This is a genomic window from Algoriphagus sp. (assembly GCF_024642405.1).
In the GTDB taxonomy this organism is placed as follows: Bacteria; Bacteroidota; Bacteroidia; order Cytophagales; family Cyclobacteriaceae; genus Algoriphagus.
The window spans coordinates 1-26164 of record NZ_JAHEBC010000025.1; the positions used below are offsets into that span (position 1 = coordinate 1).

A 26164-nucleotide genomic window follows, 5' to 3' on the forward strand; every position below is an offset into this window, starting at 1 on the left:
CCTAAGTAGTCAATTGCTGCTTGCTGTGACCTATCTGTTAACTCAGGATCATTTTTAAGAAACGGATATCCTTTACGGATTTCAAAATCCAACTCTCCACCCATTCCCTCTACTATTCCATAAGCAATCTGAAGCATCTTCTCATGGGCCTTTGCTCTCCAATCCTCATCTAAAGTCCTAAAAGTTCCTTGAATTTTAACTTCATTAGGAATGACATTAGTTGCGCCTAAAGCCTCCAAACGTCCAAATGAGAGTACTGTTGGGATTTTTGGACTTGCTGCACGGCTGACAACTTGTTGCAAAGCAACAATCATATGAGAAGCAATCAAAACAGGATCTATTAAGGTTTCAGGCATTGCTCCATGGCCTCCTTTGCCTTTTACAGTAATATACAATTCATCTGCGCTGGCCATGTAGATTCCTTTTCGAAATCCTACTTTTCCAGCATCTATAAATGGCATAACATGCTGGCCAATAATTCCTGCGGGACGTGGGTTTTCAAGCACTTTATCCTTAATCATTAAAGAGGCCCCTCCAGGAACAACTTCTTCGCCAGGTTGAAAAATTAATTTGATGGTTCCTTCAAAATCATCTTTTAATTCATTAAGAATCTTAGCAGCTCCCAATAAAGATGCTGTATGAGCATCATGCCCGCAAGCATGCATTACTCCTTCATTCGTAGATTTGTAAGGAACCTCATTTGCTTCTATAATAGGAAGGGCATCCATATCAGCTCGAAGAGCTACTACTTTTTTGCTTGGGTTTTTTCCTTCGATCAAGGCAGACCATCCAGTGGTGGCTTTTTTATCAATCTTGGTTATCCCGATTGATTTTAGCTTCTCTTCAACAAAAGCAGAAGTCTTGAATTCAACATAAGAAAGTTCTGGATTGGCATGAAGATGTCTTCGATTGGCAATGACTTCATCTTTGTAGGCCTTAGCCAGTAACTTAATTTTGTCTTTCAGCATTAGAATCTAATATTTCAGGGGCTTCATATTCTTTTCTCTGAAATCTATCCTGAATAATTCTTGCAGTTGGAAACTGGGATTTGATCAGTGAAAAGCTTTTTTGTGCCTCAATTTTATAATTAAACTTACCCACTTTCACAAGATAGCGGGGCTCTTGATATTGCATTTCAGGTTTGATTTCCGGAAAGTTTTCAGTCAATTCCTCTTGGGTCTCAAATGCTTTTGTTCTGTCAATACCTGAATAAACTAATACTGAATAACCATTGAAATATGGTTCTGATAAATTTTTATCATAAATCTGAGTAATCTTCTGATTCAATTCAGAATCGACAGTTTTTACGGAAGCAGTCTCTTTATTACTTTCTTGAGATGCCAGCTCTGCTTTATAGTCCGGGTAAACAGGCAAAGAGTTAGTTAGATTTTCTTGATAAGTAGCATAAGCAGCAGCACCTCCAGTTGTGGATTTACTAGAATTACATCCTACAATAATTACAAATACGCCAAGAATCCAAACAAACTTCATATCCTTAATTTAGTCGATTACAATACATTTACCCTCCTGAATATCCTGCTCTACACTTTTATATTTTACATCTGATTTTGTTGTTCCATTAGTATATTGAACAGTAACTTTATCATTTCTGCCGTAAACTTTTTCAGATTTTCTAGGTGCCACCACTTGTGGTGCAGGTCTCCCTGCGCTTGCAGCAGCTGCCGCTGCTCTGTTTGCTCCTGGATTAAGAGAACTTGAAACTTCTGCTTTACTTGCTTGGCCCTGAGGCTCTGCTGCTCTATTTGGCTGCGCTGCATGAACCTGACTTGGATCTTGCTTTGGCAAATCTGCTCTAGAAATAAATGAGATCATATCCTCATTTAATTTTCCAATAAAACGCTTAAACATTTCAAATGCCTCAAACTTATAAATCAAAAGCGGATCTTTCTGCTCATAAACGGCATTTTGCACAGACTGCTTCAAATCATCCATATCGCGGAGATGTTCTTTCCAGTTTTGATCGATGATTGCAAGGGTAACATTCTTTTCGATGGATCTAATTAACTCTCTTCCTTCACTATTGATCATTCCCTCGAGATTTACCACCACGCCAATTTGTTTGATGCCATCAGAAATCGGAACCATAATATCTTTTACGGTAGCACCTCTTTCTTCCTGAACTTTTTTAAAGATAGGAAGAGCAGTGTTCATAATTAATTCATTCTTTTTCTGATAATTATCAAAGGCTGCTTCATATAATTCCTGAGTTAAAGTCGCCGAGTCTTTGGACTTCAAGTCAGCCTCAGAAATTTGATAATCCAATCCAAGAGAAGTAAACACATTCAATCTTAAATCTTCTGGTTCACCCGTAGATTTCCCCATTTCAATGTTGCTTTCACAGACATCGAACATGATATTCAATATATCTAACTCTAGCCGATCTCCTTTTAGTGCATTTCTTCTTCTCTTGTAAACTACCTCGCGTTGTGAGTTCATTACATCATCATACTCCAAAAGTCTCTTTCTTGTACCAAAGTTATTTTCCTCCACTTTAGTCTGAGCTCTTTCGATAGATTTTGTGATCATGCTATGCTGAATCACTTCTCCTTCTTCCAATCCCATTCTATCCATCAACTTTGCGATTCTTTCTGAACCAAAAAGTCTCATTAAACTGTCTTCTAAAGACACAAAGAACTGTGAAGAGCCTACATCACCCTGACGTCCGGCTCGACCTCTCAACTGTCTATCGACACGTCTTGATTCATGTCTCTCAGTACCAATAATAGCAAGACCTCCAGCATTTTTGGATTCGGGAGAAAGTTTGATATCAGTACCTCGCCCAGCCATGTTGGTTGCAATTGTTACTGTTCCGGATTGTCCGGCCGCAGCAACGACATCCGCCTCTTTGGCATGTTGCTTTGCATTCAAGACCTGATGAGGTATTTTCTTTAATGTAAGCATTCTACTTAATACCTCAGAAATCTCAACTGAAGTGGTACCCACAAGTACTGGTCTGCCTGCTGCAACTAGCTCGTTTATTTCATCTACAACCGCATTGAACTTTTCACGAACCGTTTTATAAACCTTATCTTCTCTATCAGCCCTTTGAATCACCCGGTTGGTTGGAATAACAACCACGTCAAGTTTATATATTTCCCAGAATTCACCTGCTTCAGTCTCAGCTGTACCAGTCATACCGGCAAGCTTATGGTACATTCTGAAATAATTTTGAAGCGTAATAGTGGCATAGGTTTGAGTAGCGTCCTCCACTTTTACGTTTTCTTTTGCTTCAATCGCTTGGTGCAAACCGTCAGAATACCTTCTTCCTTCCATCACACGGCCAGTTTGCTCATCGACGATTTTTACTTTTCCATCGACAATAATGTATTCTGTATCACGCTCAAACATACAGTAGGCTTTCAACAGCTGATTTACAGTATGAATCCGTTGAGCCTTTACACCATAATCTTTAATAACTTCTTCCTTACGGATTAGCTTTTCTTTATCATCAAGACCTTCCTCTTTTTCTAAGTCTGCTATGACAACACCAATATCTGGTAAAACGAAAAATTCTACGTTTTCATTTTTTGTTGTCATTGTTTCGATTCCCCTATCTGTTAAATCAACAACATTTGTTTTTTCATCAATGGTAAACAAAAGTGGTTCATCTGCCTCGGGCATGTTTCGTTTATTATCCTGCAGATAGAAGTTTTCTGTTTTTTGTAGAATAACTCTGATTCCAGGTTCGGAAAGGTATTTGATCAATGGCTTGTATTTAGGAATTCCTCTAAATGCTCTGAATAGAGCCAAACCGCCCTCTTTTTCATTTCCTTCTGCAATGAGTTTTTTTGCACTGGTCAAAAATCCCTGGACCAATTTTCTTTGCTCATCCACTAAAGCGGAAACACGAGGTTTCATATCATCAAACTCATGAACATCCCCTTTTGGCACTGGACCAGAAATAATCAATGGTGTTCGGGCATCATCAATTAAAACAGAATCAACCTCATCCACCATTGCAAAATGATGTTTGCCCTGGACCAAATCACTACCGTCTCTTGCCATATTATCACGGAGGTAGTCAAATCCAAATTCATTGTTAGTACCATAAACAATATCACACGCATAGGCTTTTTTCCTACCGGCAGAATTTGGTTGATACTTATCAATGCAGTCCACTGTTAATCCATGGAATTCAAAAAGTGGCGCGTTCCATTCGGAGTCACGCTTGGCCAAATAATCGTTTACAGTTACAATATGTACTCCTCTTCCGGCAAGTGCATTTAAGTAGGCGGGGAGCGTAGAAACAAGTGTCTTACCTTCACCAGTGGCCATCTCGGCAATTTTACCGTTATGTAAAACCATTCCTCCGATTAGTTGCACATCATAGTGGACCATATCCCAAACAACTTCAGTTCCCGCTGCTAGCCAGCTATTATGCCAGATTGCATCGTCTCCATCGATTTCCACATTCTTCTTTTTAGCAGAAATTTCTCTGTCAAAAAGTGAAGCTTTCACCTTCAATTGTTTATTCTCTTTAAACCTTCTTGCTGTTTCTTTAACAACTGCAAAAGCCATAGGTAAAACATCAGATAAAATCTCTTCTAAAGATTCATCGCGCTGCTTTTCTAATTTGTCAATTTCATTGAAGAGTTGATCCTTGTCATGAATAGCATTGGCAGGTAGTTTATTGATCTTTGTTCTGATCTCTTCAATACTATCATCAATCGTTTTTAGTCGATCATCTATTTTACTTTTGATTTCCTGAGTTTTACCTCTAAGTTCCTCGTCCGTAATAGATGCAAAGCTTTCAAAGATCTTGTTGATCTCTACTACTTTGGGGGATAACTCTTTAATATCTCTATCGGACTTAGTACCGAATACTTTCGCGAGTCCTTTTGCAATTAATTCTAACATGTCGAATGAATGTGATTCTCAAATCGGGTCATAAAATTAAACCCTTTTTATTACAATTGATAATGATATCCGGTACCCACCAGATGATCGTTTTGTTCTAAATATTTATTTTACCACTAAAAACCTGCTGCGCAGGCCCTATAAGCCAAATATCGGTAAACCCTCCATATGCCTTAGAAGTAAATTTAACGGATAACTTACCTCCTAGGGTATTGATTTTTATTTCTGCAGCTTTTAAATCTTTTCCAAATACCAAAGCCGCTGCTGTCACGCCTGTTCCGCAGGAAAGTGTTTCATTTTCGACGCCCCTTTCATAGGTCCGAACAAAAATTTCATCAGCTGCAATCGGTTCAATAAAATTTACATTTGTTCCTGCTGGCAAATAGGAGTCGTTATATCGAATACTTTTACCTTCATCAAAAACCGGATAATTAGCCACATTTTCCACTAATCTAATATGATGCGGAGATCCTGTGTCCACGAAGAAATCGTCTGCTTTTTTTTCGATTCCTTCTACTTCTCCCATAAGCAAATGGACTAAACCTTTGTTGATAACAGCTTCATGTGGGCCATCTATGGCCAGAAAATTCGTTTTCTCACCAACAATCCCAATAAATGCCGAAAAAGCAACAGCACATCTTGCTCCATTTCCACACATACTTTGGGTTCCGTCCGCATTGAAATAAATCATCTCAAAATCGTAACCTTCGCGGTTCCTGATTAAAATAAGACCATCTGCTCCGATCCCAAATTTTCTGTCGCAAAGTTTAGAGACTAACTTTAGGTCTGAAGCATCAAATGACTCTGATCGATCATCGATCATAACAAAATCATTTCCTGTTCCCTGATATTTATAGAAGGTAATTTCCATTGGTCTTTTACAATAAGAAGCATTAGGTTCAAAAACTCCACCAAGTACAAAAGCGCTTGCAAACTTAAACAACTTGTCATATAATCAGACTTATTGTCTGATTCTCACTCTAAATAAAGACAGTTAACTGTATGAAATAGCCCGAAAACAAGAAACTTAATACAGCCTAAATTTTAACACTATAGAATCCATTCAGAAAAAGCCTTAGAATTTCGGTCTTTTTCATTTATTTCGAATATTAATTAAAATAAGCCATGCAAGATCCTAAGTCCCTTACTTCCGTTGCCCTATTTCACGAAACATTCAAGCATCCTGTTTTATCTGAACCCACAATTCCTTCAGAAGTGCGATGCAATCTGAGAGTTTCACTTTTGGCAGAAGAGTTGAAAGAACTAGAGGAAGCAATAGAAAACAAAGATATGGTTGAAATTGCAGATGCACTTTGTGACCTTCAGTATGTGCTTTCTGGAGCAATTTTGGAATTTGGACTCGGTGAAAAATTCAAATCCCTTTTTGATGAAGTTCAGCGCTCTAACATGAGTAAAGCTTGTGTAACTGAGGAAGAGGCGAAGGCAACTGTGGCACATTATGAGGCGAAAGGAACCCCTAGCTTCTATGAAAAAGAGGGAGATCTTTTCTTAGTATTCCGAGAAGGAGATCATAAAACTCTAAAATCAGTCAATTATTCTCCAGCAGATTTAAAGGGCATTTTAGATAAATAAGCTTAGGAAGTCCTCAGACTTTTGTCCTGGTGATTTTTCAATTCAATAATTCGAGCCGGCATATTAAAGCCGGCTTTCTCTAATGCCGTTAATACCTCAATAATGGCATTACTTTTTACCACAGCATCAGAAATTTCTCTTTCAAAAGTATCTACCCAAAAAGTTACTTGAATGTTTAAAGTACTTTCTGCCAAATCTACTACCCACACAGCAGGAGCCTTATTTTCATTCAGCACACCAGGAATTTTTTTGATGGTAGACTTGATCAAATCCACAGCCCCATGATAATCGGAACCATAATCCAAACCAACAATGAAATCATATCGAAGATACCCATCAATAGTAAAATTGATGAGGGGGTTTTTTAGAATCACTCCATTGGGAATAAAAACATCTTTCCCATCCCCTGTCTTGATTTGAGTGTCTCTGAGATTGAGTGTAAGCACCTGACCCCTCATACCACTGATATCAACAATATCTCCAACTCGGAAAGGCCGCTTGAATGCTAGAATAATACCGGCTAGAAAATTTTCTCCTATATCTTTTAAGGCAAAGCCTATAATAAAAGCTGAAATACCCGCTCCTGCTAATAATCCTGAAACAACTCCGGTTAGCCCTATAATTCGAAATACAACCAGTAAGCCTATCATGATGACAATGGCGCTGAAAATACCGGCCAAGAAATTAGCCAACAAATCATCATCCATTCTCCGGATAAGCCTCACTTTCAAAAATGCCTTAGACTTCCTGGCAAAGAAAAGGAATACCAAAAAAGTAAGGATAGAAATCCCCGAAATGATCAACACATGTTTAATCATTGGCCAGTCTACAGAAATAAAATCGAACTCTTCCATAAAATTTAAAAACTAAGTTAAAACTGGCCTATTTCTAATTCAAATTGAAAATAATTACGTTTTCCTTGAAAATATAAGGATTTAAAAAGGATTACCTAAGTCTTTCATCGCCACATAAACTGTTTTAAGTTGAGAATAATGCTCAATAGCGGTAAGACCATTCTCTCTTCCAATTCCTGATTGTTTATTACCTCCAAAAGGAATCTCTACAGGATTGATATTGTATGTATTTATCCAACACATTCCAGCTTGCAGGTCTGAAACAACTCGATGTGCTCTTCTCAGATCCCTTGTATAAACGCCAGCTGCGAGTCCAAAAGGAGTATCATTAGCCCGATTCAACACTTCTTCCTCATCAGTAAATTCCAGTACAGACATGACAGGTCCAAAAATTTCTTCTTTTACAATTTTATCTTGATCATCAGAACTTTTAAAAATAGTCGGTTCTATAAAAAAGCCTCCTTCGCAACCAGCTACATTCACTTGATTTCCTCCATAAATTAATTCAGCACCTTGCTCTTTTCCTAAATTGATATATCCCATTACTTTTTCAAAATGGTTCCTATTAATGAGAGCACCAATTTGCGTTTCTGGATCTGAAGGGTTCCCAACTTTTAGAACTTTGGTTTTTTCTATCAACTTTTTAAGAAATTTCTCCCGAATTGATTTGTGTACAAATACGCGTGTTCCGTTACTGCAAATCTCTCCTTGAGTATAAAAATTTCCCAATAATGCTCCATTTACAGCTTCATCCAAATCAGCATCCTCAAAAATGAGAATTGGGGATTTCCCTCCAAGTTCAAGTGTAACATGTTTTAATGTAGCCGCAGAAGCTGCCATCACTTTCTTACCTGTACCTACTTCACCCGTGATGGAGACTTTCGCAATATCAGGATGTGCGGTCATCATTTGTCCAACCTCGGCATCTCCCTGTATTACATTGAATACTCCATCCGGTAATCCAGCTTCTTTAAATACTTCGGCAAGTTTGAAAGCAGTAAGCGGAGTTAGTTCTGCCGGTTTAAAAATCATGACATTACCACATGCTAAAGCAGGGGCTGCTTTCCAGCAAGCAATCTGGATAGGGTAATTCCATGCTCCAATTCCAGCGCATATTCCCAAAGGTTCTCTTTTTGTATAAGCAAAATCATCCCCTAATTGAAAGTGTTCTCCATGTAAAGTAGGAGCGAGTCCAGCATAATACTCAAGGCAATCAGCTCCAGAAATTACGTCAACAGCTAAAGCTTCTCGGATTGGTTTCCCAGAATCCTGAGATTCCAGAATTGCCAATTCATCATTTTTTTCTCTCAATAATGCAGAAGCTTTATATAAAATCCTTCCCCTTTCTGTGGGAGACATTTGAGACCATACTTTAAAACCCTTTTTTGCAGAATCAATCGTTTTTTCAAAATCTTCTATTGAGGCACTTGTGACAATGTGAGTTACTTCTCCAGTTGCAGGATTATAGTTTTCAAACCGCTTTCCTGATCCTGTAACAGTCTTATTATCGATAAATAGTGGGATATTTTGCATAACAGAAAGAAATATTTGAGATCGACAAGTAAATAAAAAGGTTAAATGGAAATTCCATAAAGAGAGCAGAAATACCCTTGGAATTATAATGATTGATATTCAAAGTTAATTTTCCTCGTGGATAGACCCAAGATTGAAAGAAATACTTTCCCAACATTTAGGGATAGGACAATTATCTCTGCAGGTATAAAATACAAAAAGCCCCACATTTCTGTGAGGCTTATGTACCAGGAGCGGGAATCGAACCCGCACGACCGTGAGGTCACAAGATTTTAAGTCTTGCGTGTCTACCTATTCCACCATCCCGGCTTGATCTATATTCTAAAAATATAGACTTGCCTTGCGTGGATATCCCGCGATAGATATCGTGGGTCACCATCTCGGCTTCGCTTGGAATATCCAAGACTTTAACTTTAAACAAGAAAGCCCTTGAATCAAGGGCTTTTAGAGCGAGAGACGAGATTCGAACTCGCGACCCCGACCTTGGCAAGGTCGTGCTCTACCAGCTGAGCTACTCTCGCATATTTCAAAACTCAAACGTACTCTGAGTGTTTTGTGGATGCAAAGGTAAGATCGGAAAATAAAATTACAAGAATTATTCATTGAATTTTTACCTTTTTGTTTGTTCAAAATTAGATAAGCCTGATTTACAGGGCAATATCAAAGTCATAAGAAGCTAATATTTTAATCATTTCTCCTACATTCCTAGCCCCAAGCTTTCTCAAAATATTTTTTCTGTGTGTGGATACGGTATTAAAAGAAATATTTAATTCATTACTGATTTCTTTTGACTCCATACCATTCAAAATCAATTTGACGATTTCTTTCTCTTTTTTGGTCAAAGAAATTTCACGATCTACAGGTGAATTTTTACTTACAAAAATCCTAGTTCCATCATCTTTTAGATAAGAATAATTCCAATCATAATTTTTGGTCTTTGGTGGGGTCTGCAACTTTAGGATGATATGTAGATCCATCGCAAAATTTCCAGCTGAATCAATTAAATAAGGTTTTACCCTACCCATCATCCAGAAAACTTCTTGGGTAACCCGGTGAACCCATCGCGTAGTATATGAAAACTCAAAACGTTGCCTTTCTTCCAAAGTTAATTGATGAAAAGCATCAAAAACTATTTTTTGAAAACGAAATAATTCTTCTCTGTCATCCGGATGAATCATCGTAAAAGACGTCTCCATTCCCTTAGACCTAAACATTGAAGCAGGATAGCCAGATAATTCTTCTACGTTGCCAGTGAAAAAAGCTAAACTAAGATTCCTGTAATCAAAACAAGCAATCACCAACCCTTCTCTCATACCAATGGTTTGACTTAGAATTTCAAGTTCAGAAACCATTTTTTCTTCATCAGGAGATTCTTTAAACTCCTGATCTTTCCAAGCATGAAAAAATTTTGAATACTTATCCTGTTTTTTCAGGTCCTTTAAAAGCACCTTATCCATAAATCACTCTCTTTTCTGTTTAAAAAAGCTAATCCAATATACAAAATTTCTTAACTACTAGGCCTCTAATTTCTTCTTGATCTCATGCAATTTGAGCAAGGCTTCAATTGGGGAAATTGCATTAATATCAATTTGATCAATTAACTCCTTGGCTTCCTGAATCTTGGGATCAAGTTCAAATAGACTCAATTGGTAATTATTTTTGGGAATAGATTTTAAATTTTCTTTTTTCTCACTGACTGCTTTGTCCTTCTCCAAATGACCCATGATCTCAGAAGCCCTTAGCACAACCGGGTTTGGCATTCCCGCCATTTGAGCGACATGGATACCAAAACTGTGTTCACTCCCTCCTTTTTCTAGTTTTCTCATGAATATTACCTTATTGCCCACTTCTTTAACAGATACATTAAAGTTCTTAATCCTTGGAAAATCTTCTGTCAATTGATTTAATTCATGATAATGAGTTGCAAAGAGCGTTTTTGCTTTGAATTGGGGATGATTATGCAAGTATTCAACGATAGACCAAGCAATTGAAATTCCATCATAAGTAGAGGTTCCTCTCCCAATCTCATCCATTAGAACCAAACTCCTATTGGATAGATTATTTAAAATACTTGCCGTCTCAGTCATTTCAACCATAAAAGTGGATTCTCCTTTGGAGAGGTTATCTGAAGCTCCCACCCGTGTGAAAACCTTATCAATAATTCCTACTCTCGCGAAAGAAGCCGGCACAAAACTCCCCATTTGAGCCATTAACACGATCAATGCAGTTTGTCTCAACAAAGCTGATTTACCAGCCATATTTGGTCCGGTAATGATTATTATCTGCTGGCTATCATGATCCAAATAAATATCATTTGGCACATAATTCTCCCCAAGCGGCAGCTGTTTCTCAATTACTGGATGCCGTCCGTCCTTAAACTCCAATGTTTCGGTTTCTGATATTTTAGGCCTTGTATATGCATTCGATAAGGCAATTTGTGCAAATGATAATAAGACGTCCAATGTTCCTATTACTCTAGCGTTTTGCTGAATTTGGGTAACATAATTGGCTGTTTCTTGAACCAATTCCATAAAATATCTTTGCTCAATTCCCACCAATCTTTCTTCAGCATGAAGAATCTTTTCTTCATATTCTTTCAACTCTGGTGTAATGTACCTTTCCGCATTCACCAAGGTTTGTTTCCTGATCCATTCCTGAGGAACTTTATCTTTATGTGAATGAGTAACTTCAAGGTAATATCCAAAAACCTTGTTATAGGCTATTTTCAAAGAAGATATCCCAGTATTTTGAACTTCCCTTTGCTGAAGTTGTACAAGAAAATCTTTCCCTGTATTAGCTAGGTTTCTATATTCATCCAATTCATCATCTACCCCATCTTTGATAATACCTCCTTGATGGGTAAGCATGGGAGCATCTTCTTTTAATTCTTTGTCAATTTTTTCCAATAGAAACTCACAAAGATTTATTTGATCTGAGAGACGCTTCAGTGTAGGATTTTTTTGAGTTTTGAGAAGCTCCTTTATTGGTATTAAGGCTTTTAATGCCCTTTTTATTTGGTTTATTTCTCTTGGGTTTGCTCTTCCTACTACCACTTTTGAAATCAGGCGTTCCAAATCACCAATTTGCTTTAGCTCACCAAAAATTTCTTCAATTAGACTCGAATTCTGGTAGAAAAAATCTACTACATTCAATCGTTCTTCAATCGCATTCTTTTCTTTTAATGGCAAAACCATCCACTTTTTCATCATCCTAGATCCCATGGGAGTTATGGTTTGATCCAAAATTTGAATCAACGGAACTCCTCCTTCATGCTGTGGATAAACAAGTTCCAAATTGCGTATCGTAAATTTGTCTAGCCACACATATTTTTCCTCTGCAATCCTTGAAATAGCTGAGATATGCTGAATCTCTTTATGCTCGGTTTCTTCCAAATAATATAAGATCGCTCCCGCAGCGATGATCCCCATTTCCTGATCTTCTATTCCAAAACCTTTTAGGTTTGCTGTTTTGAAATGATTTTTGAGTTTTTCATATGTGAAATCATATTGATATACCCAATCTTCGCAATGAAACGTAATGAAATCGTTCTTTAAGAGATCCTGTGCTAGTTTCTTTGCTGTTTTGGAATAGATAATTTCTGAAGGAGCAAAGCTTTGTATCAATTTTTCCAAATAGGATGAACTCCCTTCAGCAGCCATAAATTCACCAGTAGACAGATCAAGAAAAGCTATTCCATTCTTTTCTTTTCCAAAATGAATTGATGCCAAATAATTATTCCTTTTCGTATCTAAAACCTGATCATTGAATGAGAGCCCTGGGGTCACGAGTTCTGTAACTCCCCTTTTGACGATTCCTTTTACAGATTTTGGGTCTTCTAATTGGTCACAGATAGCAACTCTGTTTCCTGCACGAACCAATTTTGGAAGATAGGTATCCAAAGAATGATGAGGGAAACCTGCCAATTCAATATGTGAAGCTGACCCATTTGCTCTTTTTGTTAGAACAATATCCAGAATCTTACTTGCCTTAATAGCGTCTTCACCAAAAGTTTCATAAAAGTCACCAACCCTGAAAAGCAATAAAGCCCCAGGATGTTTGGCTTTAATAGCGTTGTATTGCTTCATTAAAGGGGTTTCTTTGCCATCTTTAGACTTGCTCATGAGGGGTATGCTTACTTTATATTACTTTTGTTGGGGATTTTCCCTAAGAATAAAACCTGAAAATAAGGCAATCCTTAAGCAGAACAAAAGGCGATGAAAAAATTAAGTATGGATGAGCTCGAAAGGCTCTCATTAGAAGAGTATAAAGAGGTAAAAAAATCACCTATTGTAATTGTTTTGGATAACATTAGAAGTCTTAACAATGTGGGCTCTGCGTTCAGAACTGGAGATGCGTTTAGAATAAAAAAGATTTATCTATGTGGTATTACTGGTACTCCACCACATCGTGACATTCAAAAAACCGCTTTAGGGGCAACTGATTCTGTAGAATGGAGCTACAGTGAAAGTACAGTAGAAGCAATAAATTCTCTTAAAAAGGAAGGCTACAAAATTTGTGCTTTGGAACAGGTTGATCAATCCATTTTTCTAAATGAATTCCAACCCTCACAAGATGATAAAATCGCCTTAGTTTTTGGAAATGAAGTGTTCGGTGTGGAAGAAGAAGTATTGCAAGCCTGCGATCACGTGCTTGAAATACCTCAACTTGGAACGAAACATTCATTAAATATCTCAGTAACGCTAGGGATCGCCGTCTGGGATTTGATGGTAAAATTGAAGCAGTTTTAATTTTTAATAAAGCGATATCGAATACCGACAGAACCGCGGAAAACCTGGTTATCATTGAAACCTAGAATAGGAGCTCCTTCTATATGAAAGCCAAAATCCTTCTGGTCAAAAGGATAAATATTCAAACCAACAGGAACTACAATTCCATCAAAACTTCCTACTCTAAGGCCTGCACCTCCATAAAATTCGAATCGGTCTGTCTTTTTAAAAATGTAATTCGCGGCCAGTTCCGCTGATAAATCCTCGAAAAAAGTATCTGTCCCTACTCTAAATTCGGGGATAAAACGTTGTCCAAATTGATAATTGACACCCAAAAATGGAAGATTACTCTGGTGAAAAGTAATAGTAGTTTGAGAAAGCCCAGTTAGTGAAAATAGCCCAAATAGAGCTATAAATAACATTTTTTTCATTGTGTAAAATTAATTTGTAAAAAATCTAAACAAAAGTAATAACTTAAAGTTTAAGATCAACTAATTTTACATGGGTTTTTATCATATTCGAACTAGCCTTCGCTACTATTTTTCCAGATTCTTTTTTTATTACGGCCTCCCAATGATTTAGGTTTGAGCCAGAACGAATAAGTTTTGCTTCCAATTCAAGTGTTGTTCCTACTTTTGCGGATGAAAGAAAGTCAACACTCAAATTAATACTTGTCATCAGGTATTCACTTCCAGCAACAAAGTTTCCTAAGCCTATTGCATCATCCAACATGAGAGAAGCGACCCCTCCGTGCAAAATTTTGGCAGGATTACACATCCCAGGATTTACTGTGTATTCAATTTTGATATGATTTTCAGATATTTCCAATAAAGTACCTTGTAACCAATTGCCTGCAGCAGATGGTGTTTTATCTAGTTTTTTTCCAATTTGCTTTGAGAAATATTCCAATGGTGCTATCATGAATATGCTTATTTGTCGCTTAGTAATTCATTAAAATCAGACATAACCTCTTTTATAGCTTCTCTTTCCTCTTGAACTTTCCACAAAGCTTTCCACTCTCCTTTAATTCGAATAGAAAAATCCGCATCTTCCTCAAACCAGGGTTCTAATTCTTTGAAATAAGAATAAAACAAAGCGTTATTTCCATTCTCAAAATGAAAAGCTTTCATTCCAGAAGATGATTCTACTTTAATTTCAATTGGCCAATCTGTTTTAATAGGTTCGAAGTAAATATAGGCTTCATCTTTCAAAGAATTCAAAATAAGGACTAAGCCCAAATTCGAAAGGTTTGTGTTTTGATCCTTATGTCTATAAAGATTCATTTTAGCATCCGTCCTAGCCTCCCTGTCGTAATGGATCGCCCGGAGGTTTAAGAAAAAAAGTCGATTTGAAGAATTAACTTTAAAAGTTCGGTCTTCACCGGTATTATTTGCTCTTTTTTCATTAAAAAAGGATAAAACAACTACCAAAACGATAGACGCTATTCCAAAGATTTTTAGGATTTTAGCCAGTTCAGGAGTAAATATTGGATCTCTGGAAGAATTTGTTCCCATGTATTATTAACCGAAACTACTAAGAATGGTTAGACTTCTTAATGAACGTAAGAGCCTGCGTTGATATCAATACTTGCCCCTGTAGCGTGATCTGCCATTCCGGAACATAGCAATGTAACCATTGGAGCGATGTCTTCTGGTTTGGTAAGTTCTCTTAAAGCAATATCGTTGAGAGCGAAATCTTCTCCATATTCAGAAAGAATTTCCTTTGCCATATCAGTTCTCGTAAATCCTGGAGCAATTAAAAATGCCTTGATACCAACTTTTCCATAATATCTCGCTATGGATCTGGTCAGACTAACCAAAGCTCCTTTTGAAGCAGCATAGGCCAAATAATCAGTGGTATCACCTCTAAATGCCGCTCGAGAGGAAATATTAACTATTCTACCCTCTTGATTTTTTTTAGCTTGATCAATGAATTCTTTGCATAATATCCCCAGCGAAGTCGTGTTTACTTGAAATGTCTCATTCCAGATTTTGGCCCATTGATCTGTTGATAAATCATCTGGTGCAGATTTGGCAATCCCCGCATTATTTACAATTCCAGTAATAGAACCATATTTTTCAACTAATCGAGGAATAAAACCGATTACTTTCGAAGAATCAGCCAAATCACATTTTTCCACAAAAGATGGGTTCACCAACTCACTTTTCAATTTTGACGCTTCTTCTTCGTTGGCATTAAAGTGAATGATGACCTCAGCTCCAGATTCTGAAAGCTGTTTAGCGATTGCTCTTCCTATTCCCCTTGATGCTCCAGTAACAAGGATTCTTTGACCTTTTAGGGATACATTCATACTACCTATTTTATGGTTGATTATCAATTTTACGTAAATCCTCTATAAACGCTTCCGTTGCTAATACCTTTCCTGAGTTTACCACATGAATGTAGTCTGAAAAATATTTTGGTTCATTAATCAGTCGTGAATGGTTAATTACCAGAAAATCTAAAGGAGATTCAACTGAAATATCATCACGGAGATAAGGAGCAATATAAACGATTAGCTTACTTCCATTTTTATTCGTCAGTTCGGCTATTTCCTTCAAAATCGGATTTGAAAGTCTAGTTTTAAAATATCTAGCTTCGGGCATTTCTTGCTGGGCTAAATAATCTGGGTATTGATAGTTTCCCAACTCATCAAAACGGTACTTATAACTTGGTCTTAGCAAAGCCTGAACGGCAGGGGCCAAGAGTTCCATGTTGTAATATGCAAAACCTACTACGGGTACGTATTTAGAAATAGCAATAGGTTTAAGCATTGCTTCTTCGTATTCAACAAAATATTCTCTTATATAATTATTAGAGATATATGGAAGAAATCTATGATCATTTTCAGAGATAACAGTTTTGGATTCCTCAAAATCCGGTAAATCCAAAGAAATAACTACCCATTCAGAGGTGTAACCTTGGGCATAAAAGTGCTCCAACATCAAAAGCGAAGATGGTAGAGCGGTATAATCCATAGAAAAGTTCACTGCTAAGCCTCCCGTGGTTTCTCCGATTATTTTAGTATCAATTGCAGCTAAACTTCTACTGGAACCAAAAACCGCTAAATCAAAAGACTGACCTTCAGGAAAATGATGAACAAGGTAAGTCGTCTTAAAAAAATCACTTTTTCCAAGTATTCGTAAGCCCATATAAGCCAGCACATTAGCAATAAATAATGCAATGGCTAAATATAGGATAGATTTAAGTACAAACTTTTTCATCAGAATTGGAAGTAGATGAAACTTTCGTGATTTTTAAAGCCCCCAAAGAAAAATATTACTAATACTAATAGAACAAGACTCCAGCTTGGTAATAAAACTTCTTTTTTCTGTTTGCTTTCATAATACGCTTCTACAAACATCATCATCATTATAAACATCATTACTATTCCAAAGATGATTATCCTCTTATTGGCACCAAAAATATAGTTTCCTGTCCCTTCATTACTGAGAATATGTCCTATGTAATTCCAGGCTTGAGATAAATTATCCGCTCTAAAAAATATCCAAGCTAAGCATACAACAGAGAATGTCAGAAAGATTTGAGGTAGTTTTTTTAAGATTGAATGTTCATGTAAATCCTGATGAGATTTCCTGAAGAAAAAAGGAATATAAAGCAATCCATGAATCAAGCCCCAGATTATAAATGTCCAATTTGCTCCATGCCAAAATCCGCTTACTAAAAATACGATCATAACGTTACGAAGTGAGATCCAAGATGAAACTCTACTTCCGCCTAATGGAATATATACATAATCTCTAAACCAACTTGAGAGAGAAATATGCCATCTTTTCCAAAAATCATTGATGTTTTGAGCCAAATATGGAAATCTAAAATTCAACATCAGATCAAACCCAAAAATTCTGGATAAACCGATTGCTATATCTGAATAGCCACTAAAATCCCCATATATCTGGAATGCAAATAAAACGACTCCAAAAATGAGCGATAGGCTGGATTGATTCGTGTAATCCAAAAAGATTTCATCTACCAAAACTGCAGCATTGTCTGCTATCACAATCTTTTTAAAAAGTCCCCAAACTATTAATCTAAGACCTGAAACAGCAATTGAATACTCGAATACCCTAGGCTTCTGGAATTGTCCCAGTAAATGAGATGCCCTTTCAATAGGACCTGCTACCAATTGAGGAAAAAAGCTCACAAAGCCAAAGAATGGCAACCAGTCCTCTGCCGGGTCTATTTTTTTCTTATAAATATCAAAGGTATAACTCAGCGTTTGGAAGGTATAAAAGCTAATTCCAACTGGCAAAATGATATCAAGTCTATCAGGAGAAATTTCTCTTCCTAAAAAGCTAAAGGCTTCAGAAAATGACTCTGCGAAAAAATTATAGTATTTGAAAAAGCCGAGTAGCCCAAGGTTTGTAAACAAACTTAGGCCTAATAAAAACCTGCGTTTTCTTTCATCCAAAGTCTTCCCAAGTTTCTTTCCAATCAAAAAGTCTACTAAAGAGCTAAAAATGATTAAACTAAGAAATCGCCAATCCCACCAGCCATAGAAAATATAACTGGAGAATAAAATGATATATAATTGAAGTTTGTGATGGTTTTTAGATACCCAATAAAGTATAAAAACTATGGGCAAAAAGATGGCAAACTCAATTGAATTAAATAGCATGTCCTATTTATAAAACACTTGTAATTAATAGTTTACCAATTTTCTCTTATTATAAGCGCCTGAATATGTGCCAAATGGTGTTTTCCATGCCAATTATACATCAGTGTCACTTCATCAAGAGGCACTGATTTTTGGGATTCCGGATGAAAATAAGTTCTGGAAAAATCCGATTTTGACATTTGATCCAGAATTGTTCCCCATTTGAAATGAATATTTTTCAAAATTCCCACTGAGATTTCAATGGGTAAATCACTATCACTTAGATTTGCCCAGGCGGCTTCATCATATGGCTTTATTGTCGGGTTTTCTTCTGTCAAAGCCAATTTAAACCTAATAAAAGCATTGATATGACTATCAGCAAAATGATGAACGACTTGACGTACGGTCCACCCTCCAGGTCTATATTGAGTGTCTAACTGTTCCTCTGAAAAGTCTTTAACTGTTGATTCCAAAAATTTAGGGAGTGTTTTAATCCCTTCAATAGCTTCTTTCAAATCATCAAATAAAATATTATTCGGTTTTTGAAATTTTCCTATCGGATATTTCAACAAATCAATGTCTATCATGGTAAATTTATTTTCCTGCAGCAATCGTTGCCAAATCTACAGTTTTTGCCCCATTAGCCAAAAGAACATTTGCGCATGAACACAAAGTTGCCCCTGTGGTGATAACATCATCAACCAACAAAATTCTTAAACCAGCTACTGATTTATTTGATGCAATTGCGAAAACTTCTTCAACATTTTCCATCCTTTCTATCCTGGATTTCTTAGTCTGGGTTTCTGTAAATTTTCTTCTTTCTAGGCATGTACTGCAGGGAATTCTTAATCCCTCCGAAATCCCCTTCGCAAACTCTTCACTTTGATTATATCCTCTTCTTTTATGTTTTAGTGGATGTAGGGGAACTGGTACAATAACATCCCAAAAACCCGAAAACCCAGCTTCTAACAATTCCTGTGCATATAACAGACCTACTTTTATTCCTATTTCCGGCTTATTCCGGTATTTCAACAAGTGCAGTATTTTTTGACTTTGGCCTGCTTTTGTGAATCTCAGGAACGACATTGCCATTCCTGTTTTACTCAATCCTTTAATTTTATCAGTAAGATCATTTTCAAAAGGCATGGCATGATATAGAGTCTTTGGTAGTGACCCAATACAGATTTTACAGAGATCCGTCTCAAAATCATATAAGTTTCGACCGCAAAGACTACAGTTTCTTGGAAAGATGAGGTCAAAAAAATCTTTTAAATAATGTAAACGCATAATCAAAAAGTTCTGTTAGTACTAACCAAGGCTGAATACATGCTATATTTGCCTGTAAATGTGTGTCCTAAACTGTTAATTTAATGAATCTCATAGAGGAATTCAATGATTATAGAGCCAGAATGAATGATAATATTTTGGCTGCTGATAATAAAGTGTTAAAAAGGATTTTCAATTTGGATACCAACGCTTACGCGGAAGGAGCCATAGATGTAAAAACGAAAGAAATGCTAGGTTTAGCTTGTTCTATGGTACTTCGGTGTGATGATTGTGTAAAATATCATTTAGGAAAATGTAAAGAGGTAGGTTTAAATAAAACCGAAATATTTGAGGTATTTTCTATTGCCACTTTAATCGGAGGCTCTATCGTTATTCCTCATCTCAGAAGAGCTACAGAATACTGGGATGAGCTTGATAATCAATAGTTTATAAAATGTTTAAAAAAGATCTTGAGCTTGAAAAAAGGTGGGTGAAATTATTAGATGGCCTAAAAGAAACAATAGGTAAAAAACCATCCGATTTAAATGGCGTTTTGTTTCTTATAGGTGTTCAAGAATTAGGAAAAGGAAACAAAATCTTTACAAAAGAGCAAAAACAGGATTTAATGCATATTGCTGTTTGTAAAGTATTAAGTTATGATGGGTTTTACGAATTAGATTACGTTGATCAGGATGGATGGCCTCATTGGAAATTAATAAAAGATTTACCTCATTTTGATTTATTGGATCAAGAAAAATTATTAAAAATTCAGGTACTTGAATATTTTGAAAAAGAGTACGATATAGAAATCAAGTAAAATATGAAGATTGTCTCCTATAATGTTAATGGAATTAGGGCTGCCATGAACAAAGGTTTTGTAGAGTGGTTAGAAAAAACAAATCCAGATATTATTGGTTTACAGGAAGTTAAGGCTTTGGAAAGTCAAATTGACAGTAGTATATTTAAAGACTTAGGTTATGAAATATACTGGAATCCTGCAGTGAAGAAAGGATATAGTGGAGTAGCAATTTTGAGCAAAAAAACACCTAAATCCATAAAACATGGAATAGGTTTAGATAAATATGATGATGAAGGAAGGATATTAGAAGTTGAGTTCGAAAACTTTTCATTTCTATCAGCTTATTTTCCTTCAGGAACAACAGGAGATCTCAGACAAAATTTCAAATATGAGTTTCTGGATGATATCTATGGCTATATTCAAGATTTAAAAAAAATAAAGCCCAACCTCATTTTAAGCGGCGATTATAATATATGTCACAGACCTATAGATATTCATAATCCAATATCAAATAAAAACAGTTCTGGATTCTTACCTGAAGAAAGAGCTTGGATGGATAAATTCACTGAGTCAGGCTTTACTGATACTTTCAGGTACTTTAATCCTGAACCTCATAATTACACTTGGTGGAGTTATCGCGCTAATGCAAGAACAAAAAATTTAGGTTGGAGAATTGATTATCATATGGCAACAACAGAAATGCAAAACCTCTTGAAGAGATCCGTAATTTTGCCAGATGCTAAGCATTCAGATCATTGTCCAATATTATTAGAAATAGCTGAATAAAATACTACTATTGATCATTCAATAAAAAAGCAGATGAAATCGATAAAAATTTCCATTCCCTCACTCATAGAAAATATAAAAATTATCGAGAGCTTCATCGATAACGCGAGGGAGAATTTCGAAATAAATGATGATATCTATGGAAATATTATGATTTCCGTAACTGAATGTATCAGTAATGCAATAATTCATGGAAATCAACACGATAAAAATAAATTGGTACATCTTGAATTATTGATAGAAGATGAGTTACTACGATTTGTTATTGAAGATGAAGGCCCTGGTTTTGATATGAACCAATTGAAAGACCCTACAGAACCAGAAAATATCGAAAAAACAGGGGGTAGAGGAATTTTCTTAATAAAGCACTTGACAGACGAAGTAAAATTCGAGGAAGACGGTAGAAAGACAGTTCTGTCATTTTATATGAATTAAATCATGGCAATAAATTTCTTTCAGGAAGAAACCTCGTTTCAACTATCCAAAAAACTTCTTCGAAAAAAATGGCTAAAACTAATCGCAGAAAAAGAAGAATTCAAAATATTAGATTTGAATTATATTTTCTGCTCTGATGAATACTTATACAATATCAATGTAGAATATTTAGATCATCACACGTATACAGATATTATTACATTTGATAATTCTGATAATGAATTGAAAATAGAAGGTGATATATTCATTAGCATTGACCGAGTTAAAGAGAATTCAGAAAAACTTCAGGTATCGATAGATGACGAACTAAGCCGGGTGATTAGTCATGGATTATTTCATTTAATGGGATATAAAGACAAAAAGAAAGAGGAAGCCAGATTGATGCGAAACAAAGAAGAATCCGCAATTAATTTATTTAAAAACATCTAACGTTTCACGTGAAACATTTTAAACTTTCACGATTAAAAGTGATGTTTCACGTGGAACAGTAAACAAATAAAAATCATGTTTCCAAAATATGATGTCATAGTAGTAGGGGCAGGACACGCTGGCTGTGAAGCCGCACATGCAGCAGCAAAGATGGGTTCAAAGGTGTTATTGTGTACCATGAACATGAATACTATTGCCCAAATGTCATGTAATCCAGCAATGGGAGGCGTCGCTAAAGGACAAATAATACGAGAAATTGATGCTTTAGGAGGAATGTCTGGAATAATTTCGGATAAATCAATGATTCAATTCAGGATGCTGAATAGATCAAAAGGCCCAGCAATGTGGTCCCCAAGATCACAAAATGATCGAATGAAGTTTGCTGAAGAATGGCGTCTTGCTTTAGAACAAACACCGAATGTAGATTTCTGGCAAGAAATGATTACAGGGATATTGGTAAAAGCTGGCAAAATAAAAGGTGTAAGGACAAGTATTGGAATTGAAATTGAATCTGAAAGTGTAGTATTAACTAATGGAACTTTCTTAAATGGCTTGATTCACATTGGTGAAAAACAATTTGGAGGAGGAAGAACTGGTGAATCAGCAGCTCGGGGAATTACTGAACAATTAGTATCATTAGGATTTGAATCTGGCAGAATGAAAACAGGTACTCCTCCACGAGTTGATGGTAGGAGCCTAGATTATTCTAAAATGGAAGTACAATATGGTGATGAAAACCCTGAAAAGTTCAGTTATTCTGATGAAACTAGCCCAATAAAAGAACAACGAACCTGTTGGATTACATACACAAATAAGGAGGTTCATAGTACATTAGAAGAAGGTTTTGATAGATCTCCCATGTTTAATGGAAGAATTCAAGGTTTAGGTCCAAGATATTGCCCTTCGATTGAAGATAAGATTAATAGATTTGCTGAAAGAGAAAGGCATCAAATTTTCGTAGAACCAGAGGGTTGGAATACAGTAGAAATTTATGTTAATGGATTCTCAACATCACTTCCAGAAGATGTACAATATAAAGCTTTACGAAAAATAGCTGGGTTTGAAAACGCTAAAATGTTCAGACCAGGATATGCCATAGAATACGACTATTTTCCACCAACACAATTAAAACTTACTTTAGAAACACAACTTATAGAAAACCTATATTTTGCTGGTCAGATAAATGGAACCACCGGATATGAAGAAGCGGCATCCCAAGGTTTAATCGCAGGAATCAACGCAAGTTTAAAAGTCCAGGAAAAAGATGCCTTTCATTTAAAAAGGTCAGACGCTTACATTGGAGTACTAATAGACGATTTAATTAATAAAGGGACTGAAGAACCATATAGAATGTTTACATCCCGTGCTGAATTCAGGCTATTATTAAGGCAAGATAACGCAGATTTAAGATTGACTCAATTAGGTTTCGACATAAACTTAGCAAGTCAGGAAAGACTAGATAAAATGCTAAACAAAAAGAACGAGACAGCACGATTGATAAATTACCTTAAACAGAAAAAACTCTCTCCAGATCAAATAAATGAAGGCTTAGAACAAATAGGTACGGCTGAGATCAAAGAAAAGGTATCCGCTGAAAAACTACTAAAAAGACCTCATATAGGACTGAAAGAGATAATGGTTCTTGATCCAGAATTCGCAGCTTTTCTTTCCAAGTTCCCTCAAGAAGTAAGAGAACAGTCAGAAGTTCAGATTAAATACGATAGCTATATAGAAAAAGAACAGCAAATGGTAGAAAAACTTAGCAACATGGAGAATTACAAAATTCCGTTAAAATTTGACTATCTAAATATTTCTGCATTATCAAACGAGGGTAAACAAAAGCTAAATAAAATAAAACCAGAAACTTTAGGTCAAGCATCAAGAATCAGTGGTGTATCACCTGCTGATCTTTCTATACTTACAGTTTATTTAGGTAGATAATAATGGCGGAAAGACTTAATAAATGCCCACTTTGTAAGAGTGGGCTTTTTCTTAATTATACAGAGATAATAGATCACGCCGTAAGCAAAGAATCTTTCATGATTTGTAAGTGCCAAAATTGTTCCTTACTCTTTACCAACCCTAGACCTAAGGAAGAAAAGATTGGCCCATACTATGAATTCCCTGAATATTACTCTCATGAAAAGAATAATAAAACCTTCACACAAATCATTTATAATCTAGTTAGAGACTATACTGTTTCAAAAAAAATAAAGTTAATCACAAAACTAAAAGGAAAAGGTAAAATACTGGATTACGGCTGTGGCACTGGAGAATTCCTCCAAGCAGCGAAATCCAAAGGTTGGAAAATAAAAGGTGTGGAACCAACAGCCAAAGCGCGAAATCAAGCAAATACAATTTTAGAAAATAAAGTATTTGAAAATATTGATCAAATAGATGAAAAAAAGAAATATGACATTATCAGCCTTTTTCATGTTTTAGAGCATATCCACAGCTTGAGGAAAACAATAAAAAAAATTTTAAGTCACTTAAAATCAGATGGTTATATAATTATAGCTGTGCCAAACCCTGAAAGTTTTGATGCACAAAGATATGGCAAAGATTGGGCAGGTTGGGACGTACCCAGGCATTTATATCATTTTAATCAAATAGCTCTTAAAAATTTTGAACAACTATTTGATTTAGAGTTAGTTGAGGTGAATCCAATGCTTTTTGACAGCTATTATGTTTCTTTATTATCTGAAGGCTATATCAACCCAAGTCAAACTCTAATTTCAAAATATCTTAAAGCTGTAAAAAACGGTTGGAAATCCAATAAATCAGCAAAAGACCAAATAGGCCAATACTCAAGTAATCTATTTATTTTTAGAAAGAAGTGAAATACAAATTATACATAGCCTTACTTTTTATTGCTTTACTATTCAAATCCTGTGCAAAGCAAAGTACTCCCATGGGAGGTCCTAGGGACGAAGATCCGCCTGTCGTACTAGAAATGTATCCAGAAAATCAAAGTTTAAATCAGAAACCTGAAGAAATTCTGATTGTATTCGACGAATATATTAAACTAGACAATCCCAATAAAAATATCATCATTACACCGAAATTGAATAAAGATGAGCTAGTTATTACAGCTCTAAAAAACACTGTAAGAATAGAGTTAAACCAAGAGTTAGAAGACAGTACTACTTATGTTTTCAATTTCCAGAAATCTATTCAAGACCTTTCAGAAAGTAATCCTACAGAAAATCTTAAACTTGTTTTTTCAACAGGCCAGAGTATTGATAGCCTAACTTTTTCTGGAAAGGTCAATAGTTATTTGCCCGAGAGAGGTTTTTCTTTTGAAAACGTAATCGTTGGTCTCTATGAACACGAGGATACTACAGATGTATTTACAGCACAACCTTATTACTTAACTCAAGCAGATTCATCTGGTCTATTTACAATAGGAAATATCAAACAAGGAAAATATAGAGCATACGCCTGGAACGACAAAAACAACACTTTAAAAGCAGAATATAAAAGTGAAGATTATGATTTTATCTTAGATACAATTTCAATTGAGTCCAATATCAGTGGAGCTATATTCAATATTTCCAAAGCAGACTTGACTCAGATGAAGCTCACTAGATCATCAGAAGCAGGAAATAATTACGACATTGTTTTGAATAAAGATCCATTAGATATTCAATTAAATGCTGAACAGATCGGTGATAATATCAACTATCACATTATTGATCAACGAATTAGACTCTATTCAAGAGCGCCCATAGCTGACAGTCTTAAAATAGACATAAAATTACAGGATTCTCTAAGATTCAAAGTAGACACTACTATTTATGCAAAGTTTAAAGAGTCTGAAAGGAAAGCCGAAAAACTAACATTCAATGTAAATTCAGGAAAAAGCTTCTATAAGGATTTACAAATTGAACTGAAATTCAATAAACCTATCATAGATATAAATTATGATTCTTTATTCCTATCATATGATACAGCTTCATTTATACCAATTACGCCCGAAATGGTGAATATCCCAGATTCAATGAAGAGAGACCTCATTCATATTAACCTTATAATCTCTGACTCTTTAGATAAAGAAATATTTACTATTAAGGCATCAGATTCTACTTTTTTAGATATAGAAGGTGAGTTTAATGAAGCAATACTCTCTGCAAATTACAGAAAACTAAAAAGGGAAACACTTGCGGATGCAGTAACAGGCCAAATAATCGGAGCATCACCTCCATACATCATCCAATTAATTGACTCAAAATCTCAAATAAATAGA

General features: G+C 35.8%; 26 protein-coding genes and 2 tRNA genes. 10 read left to right on the plus strand and 18 right to left on the minus strand.

What is annotated here, in order from left to right; all coding sequences use genetic code 11:
- The 4 genes from Q0L68_RS03620 to dapF form a co-directional block, all read right to left on the minus strand.
- A partial coding sequence (locus Q0L68_RS03620; protein WP_296699458.1) for a M20 family metallopeptidase occupies window positions 1-968 on the minus strand: 968 nt, incomplete at its 3' end.
- Complete coding sequence (locus Q0L68_RS03625; protein ID WP_296699462.1) at window positions 949-1491, minus strand: hypothetical protein; 543 nt, start codon at window positions 1489-1491, stop codon at window positions 949-951. The genes Q0L68_RS03625 and Q0L68_RS03620, both read right to left, overlap by 20 nt.
- A gap of 9 nt (window positions 1492-1500) precedes the next feature.
- Window positions 1501-4878, minus strand: coding sequence for a preprotein translocase subunit SecA (gene secA, locus Q0L68_RS03630; RefSeq protein WP_296699465.1), 3378 nt, complete (start codon window positions 4876-4878; stop codon window positions 1501-1503).
- 97 nt (window positions 4879-4975) lie between these two features.
- A complete protein-coding gene (gene dapF, locus Q0L68_RS03635) occupies window positions 4976-5749 on the minus strand; it encodes a diaminopimelate epimerase (protein WP_296699468.1) in 774 nt (257 codons plus the stop codon).
- A gap of 254 nt (window positions 5750-6003) precedes the next feature.
- Between dapF and Q0L68_RS03640 the strand changes: the two genes are divergently transcribed.
- Window positions 6004-6471, plus strand: a complete 468-nt coding sequence (locus Q0L68_RS03640; RefSeq protein ID WP_296699471.1) for a nucleoside triphosphate pyrophosphohydrolase family protein — start codon at window positions 6004-6006, stop codon at window positions 6469-6471.
- Window positions 6472-6473: 2 nt separating this feature from the next.
- On the opposite strand, the gene Q0L68_RS03645 is transcribed toward Q0L68_RS03640, so the two are convergent.
- The 6 genes from Q0L68_RS03645 to mutS all read right to left on the minus strand — a co-directional run bounded on the left by Q0L68_RS03645 (window position 6474) and on the right by mutS (window position 12979).
- The gene (locus Q0L68_RS03645) at window positions 6474-7325 is read right to left on the minus strand and encodes a mechanosensitive ion channel family protein (protein ID WP_296699475.1); all 852 of its coding nucleotides are present in this window, start codon (window positions 7323-7325) and stop codon (window positions 6474-6476) included.
- A gap of 81 nt (window positions 7326-7406) precedes the next feature.
- The gene (gene betB / locus Q0L68_RS03650; RefSeq protein WP_296699477.1) at window positions 7407-8858 is read right to left on the minus strand and encodes a betaine-aldehyde dehydrogenase; all 1452 of its coding nucleotides are present in this window, start codon (window positions 8856-8858) and stop codon (window positions 7407-7409) included.
- A 225-nt stretch (window positions 8859-9083) separates the two neighbouring features.
- Window positions 9084-9167, minus strand: a tRNA-Leu gene (locus tag Q0L68_RS03655).
- 139 nt (window positions 9168-9306) lie between these two features.
- Window positions 9307-9379: transfer RNA gene (locus Q0L68_RS03660), tRNA-Gly, on the minus strand.
- A 126-nt stretch (window positions 9380-9505) separates the two neighbouring features.
- Window positions 9506-10315: a LuxR C-terminal-related transcriptional regulator gene (locus tag Q0L68_RS03665; RefSeq protein ID WP_296699480.1), complete on the minus strand. Its 810-nt coding sequence runs from the start codon at window positions 10313-10315 to the stop codon at window positions 9506-9508.
- Between the two features lie 57 nt (window positions 10316-10372).
- Window positions 10373-12979 (minus strand): DNA mismatch repair protein MutS, encoded by a 2607-nt coding sequence (gene mutS, locus Q0L68_RS03670; RefSeq protein WP_296699483.1) that lies wholly within the window; start codon window positions 12977-12979, stop codon window positions 10373-10375.
- A gap of 93 nt (window positions 12980-13072) precedes the next feature.
- Between mutS and Q0L68_RS03675 the strand changes: the two genes are divergently transcribed.
- Window positions 13073-13606, plus strand: a complete 534-nt coding sequence (locus Q0L68_RS03675) for an RNA methyltransferase (RefSeq protein WP_296699485.1) — start codon at window positions 13073-13075, stop codon at window positions 13604-13606.
- Here the strand turns inward: Q0L68_RS03675 and Q0L68_RS03680 are convergent.
- Genes Q0L68_RS03680 through Q0L68_RS03715 form a run of 8 tightly spaced genes read right to left on the minus strand, consistent with a single transcriptional unit; the run spans window position 13603 to window position 19490 of the window.
- Window positions 13603-14016: a hypothetical protein gene (locus Q0L68_RS03680; protein WP_296699487.1), complete on the minus strand. Its 414-nt coding sequence runs from the start codon at window positions 14014-14016 to the stop codon at window positions 13603-13605. The two genes, Q0L68_RS03675 and Q0L68_RS03680, sit on opposite strands and share 4 nt — an antisense overlap.
- A gap of 43 nt (window positions 14017-14059) precedes the next feature.
- Window positions 14060-14506 (minus strand): PaaI family thioesterase, encoded by a 447-nt coding sequence (locus Q0L68_RS03685; RefSeq protein ID WP_296699490.1) that lies wholly within the window; start codon window positions 14504-14506, stop codon window positions 14060-14062.
- A gap of 8 nt (window positions 14507-14514) precedes the next feature.
- A complete protein-coding gene (locus tag Q0L68_RS03690) occupies window positions 14515-15099 on the minus strand; it encodes a hypothetical protein (protein ID WP_296699493.1) in 585 nt (194 codons plus the stop codon).
- Window positions 15100-15137: 38 nt separating this feature from the next.
- Window positions 15138-15896, minus strand: a complete 759-nt coding sequence (locus Q0L68_RS03695; RefSeq protein ID WP_296699496.1) for an SDR family oxidoreductase — start codon at window positions 15894-15896, stop codon at window positions 15138-15140.
- A 10-nt stretch (window positions 15897-15906) separates the two neighbouring features.
- A complete protein-coding gene (locus Q0L68_RS03700; protein ID WP_296699499.1) occupies window positions 15907-16809 on the minus strand; it encodes a hypothetical protein in 903 nt (300 codons plus the stop codon).
- Window positions 16809-18224, minus strand: coding sequence for an MBOAT family O-acyltransferase (locus tag Q0L68_RS03705; RefSeq protein WP_296699501.1), 1416 nt, complete (start codon window positions 18222-18224; stop codon window positions 16809-16811). The genes Q0L68_RS03700 and Q0L68_RS03705 overlap by 1 nt, the downstream gene beginning before the upstream one ends.
- Window positions 18225-18256: 32 nt before the next feature.
- Window positions 18257-18790, minus strand: coding sequence for a YfiT family bacillithiol transferase (locus tag Q0L68_RS03710; protein WP_296699504.1), 534 nt, complete (start codon window positions 18788-18790; stop codon window positions 18257-18259).
- Between the two features lie 7 nt (window positions 18791-18797).
- Entirely contained in the window at window positions 18798-19490 is a 693-nt protein-coding gene (locus Q0L68_RS03715; RefSeq protein ID WP_296699508.1) for a ComF family protein, read from the minus strand.
- Between the two features lie 83 nt (window positions 19491-19573).
- On the opposite strand from Q0L68_RS03715, the gene Q0L68_RS03720 reads away from it, so the two are divergent.
- The 8 genes from Q0L68_RS03720 to Q0L68_RS03755 form a co-directional block, all read left to right on the plus strand.
- Entirely contained in the window at window positions 19574-19915 is a 342-nt protein-coding gene (locus Q0L68_RS03720; RefSeq protein ID WP_296699512.1) for a carboxymuconolactone decarboxylase family protein, read from the plus strand.
- Window positions 19916-19923: 8 nt separating this feature from the next.
- Window positions 19924-20286 (plus strand): hypothetical protein, encoded by a 363-nt coding sequence (locus Q0L68_RS03725; RefSeq protein ID WP_296699515.1) that lies wholly within the window; start codon window positions 19924-19926, stop codon window positions 20284-20286.
- Between the two features lie 3 nt (window positions 20287-20289).
- Window positions 20290-21054: an exodeoxyribonuclease III gene (locus Q0L68_RS03730; protein WP_296699518.1), complete on the plus strand. Its 765-nt coding sequence runs from the start codon at window positions 20290-20292 to the stop codon at window positions 21052-21054.
- Window positions 21055-21087: 33 nt separating this feature from the next.
- A complete protein-coding gene (locus Q0L68_RS03735; RefSeq protein WP_296699520.1) occupies window positions 21088-21489 on the plus strand; it encodes an ATP-binding protein in 402 nt (133 codons plus the stop codon).
- Between the two features lie 3 nt (window positions 21490-21492).
- A complete protein-coding gene (ybeY, locus tag Q0L68_RS03740; protein ID WP_296699522.1) occupies window positions 21493-21918 on the plus strand; it encodes an rRNA maturation RNase YbeY in 426 nt (141 codons plus the stop codon).
- Window positions 21919-21993: 75 nt separating this feature from the next.
- On the plus strand, window positions 21994-23859 hold the full coding sequence (gene mnmG, locus Q0L68_RS03745; protein WP_296699525.1) for a tRNA uridine-5-carboxymethylaminomethyl(34) synthesis enzyme MnmG: 1866 nt from the start codon (window positions 21994-21996) through the stop codon (window positions 23857-23859).
- Between the two features lie 98 nt (window positions 23860-23957).
- Window positions 23958-24758 (plus strand): class I SAM-dependent methyltransferase, encoded by an 801-nt coding sequence (locus tag Q0L68_RS03750; protein WP_296699528.1) that lies wholly within the window; start codon window positions 23958-23960, stop codon window positions 24756-24758.
- Window positions 24755-26164: Ig-like domain-containing domain (locus Q0L68_RS03755; protein WP_296699530.1), on the plus strand; the 1410-nt coding region annotated here is incomplete at its 3' end. The genes Q0L68_RS03750 and Q0L68_RS03755, both read left to right, overlap by 4 nt.

Bases quoted from the DNA above. Each gene is read 5' to 3' on its own strand.
- Q0L68_RS03735 (WP_296699520.1), top strand. From the start codon at position 21,088: ATGAAATCGATAAAAATTTCCATTCCCTCACTCATAGAAAATATAAAA.
- betB (WP_296699477.1), bottom strand. From the start codon at position 8,858: ATGCAAAATATCCCACTATTTATCGATAATAAGACTGTTACAGGATCA.
- Q0L68_RS03680 (WP_296699487.1), bottom strand. From the start codon at position 14,016: ATGAAAAAAATGTTATTTATAGCTCTATTTGGGCTATTTTCACTAACT.
- mutS (WP_296699483.1), bottom strand. From the start codon at position 12,979: ATGAGCAAGTCTAAAGATGGCAAAGAAACCCCTTTAATGAAGCAATAC.
- Q0L68_RS03720 (WP_296699512.1), top strand. From the start codon at position 19,574: ATGAATCTCATAGAGGAATTCAATGATTATAGAGCCAGAATGAATGAT.
- Q0L68_RS03710 (WP_296699504.1), bottom strand. From the start codon at position 18,790: ATGATAGACATTGATTTGTTGAAATATCCGATAGGAAAATTTCAAAAA.
- Q0L68_RS03690 (WP_296699493.1), bottom strand. From the start codon at position 15,099: ATGGGAACAAATTCTTCCAGAGATCCAATATTTACTCCTGAACTGGCT.
- mnmG (WP_296699525.1), top strand. From the start codon at position 21,994: ATGTTTCCAAAATATGATGTCATAGTAGTAGGGGCAGGACACGCTGGC.
- Q0L68_RS03715 (WP_296699508.1), bottom strand. From the start codon at position 19,490: ATGCGTTTACATTATTTAAAAGATTTTTTTGACCTCATCTTTCCAAGA.
- Q0L68_RS03625 (WP_296699462.1), bottom strand. From the start codon at position 1,491: ATGAAGTTTGTTTGGATTCTTGGCGTATTTGTAATTATTGTAGGATGT.
- Q0L68_RS03640 (WP_296699471.1), top strand. From the start codon at position 6,004: ATGCAAGATCCTAAGTCCCTTACTTCCGTTGCCCTATTTCACGAAACA.
- Q0L68_RS03695 (WP_296699496.1), bottom strand. From the start codon at position 15,896: ATGAATGTATCCCTAAAAGGTCAAAGAATCCTTGTTACTGGAGCATCA.
- Q0L68_RS03750 (WP_296699528.1), top strand. From the start codon at position 23,958: ATGATTTGTAAGTGCCAAAATTGTTCCTTACTCTTTACCAACCCTAGA.
- Q0L68_RS03645 (WP_296699475.1), bottom strand. From the start codon at position 7,325: ATGGAAGAGTTCGATTTTATTTCTGTAGACTGGCCAATGATTAAACAT.
- ybeY (WP_296699522.1), top strand. From the start codon at position 21,493: ATGGCAATAAATTTCTTTCAGGAAGAAACCTCGTTTCAACTATCCAAA.
- Q0L68_RS03685 (WP_296699490.1), bottom strand. From the start codon at position 14,506: ATGATAGCACCATTGGAATATTTCTCAAAGCAAATTGGAAAAAAACTA.
- Q0L68_RS03725 (WP_296699515.1), top strand. From the start codon at position 19,924: ATGTTTAAAAAAGATCTTGAGCTTGAAAAAAGGTGGGTGAAATTATTA.
- Q0L68_RS03675 (WP_296699485.1), top strand. From the start codon at position 13,073: ATGAAAAAATTAAGTATGGATGAGCTCGAAAGGCTCTCATTAGAAGAG.
- Q0L68_RS03665 (WP_296699480.1), bottom strand. From the start codon at position 10,315: ATGGATAAGGTGCTTTTAAAGGACCTGAAAAAACAGGATAAGTATTCA.
- Q0L68_RS03730 (WP_296699518.1), top strand. From the start codon at position 20,290: ATGAAGATTGTCTCCTATAATGTTAATGGAATTAGGGCTGCCATGAAC.
- Q0L68_RS03705 (WP_296699501.1), bottom strand. From the start codon at position 18,224: ATGCTATTTAATTCAATTGAGTTTGCCATCTTTTTGCCCATAGTTTTT.
- Q0L68_RS03700 (WP_296699499.1), bottom strand. From the start codon at position 16,809: ATGAAAAAGTTTGTACTTAAATCTATCCTATATTTAGCCATTGCATTA.
- dapF (WP_296699468.1), bottom strand. From the start codon at position 5,749: ATGGAAATTACCTTCTATAAATATCAGGGAACAGGAAATGATTTTGTT.
- secA (WP_296699465.1), bottom strand. From the start codon at position 4,878: ATGTTAGAATTAATTGCAAAAGGACTCGCGAAAGTATTCGGTACTAAG.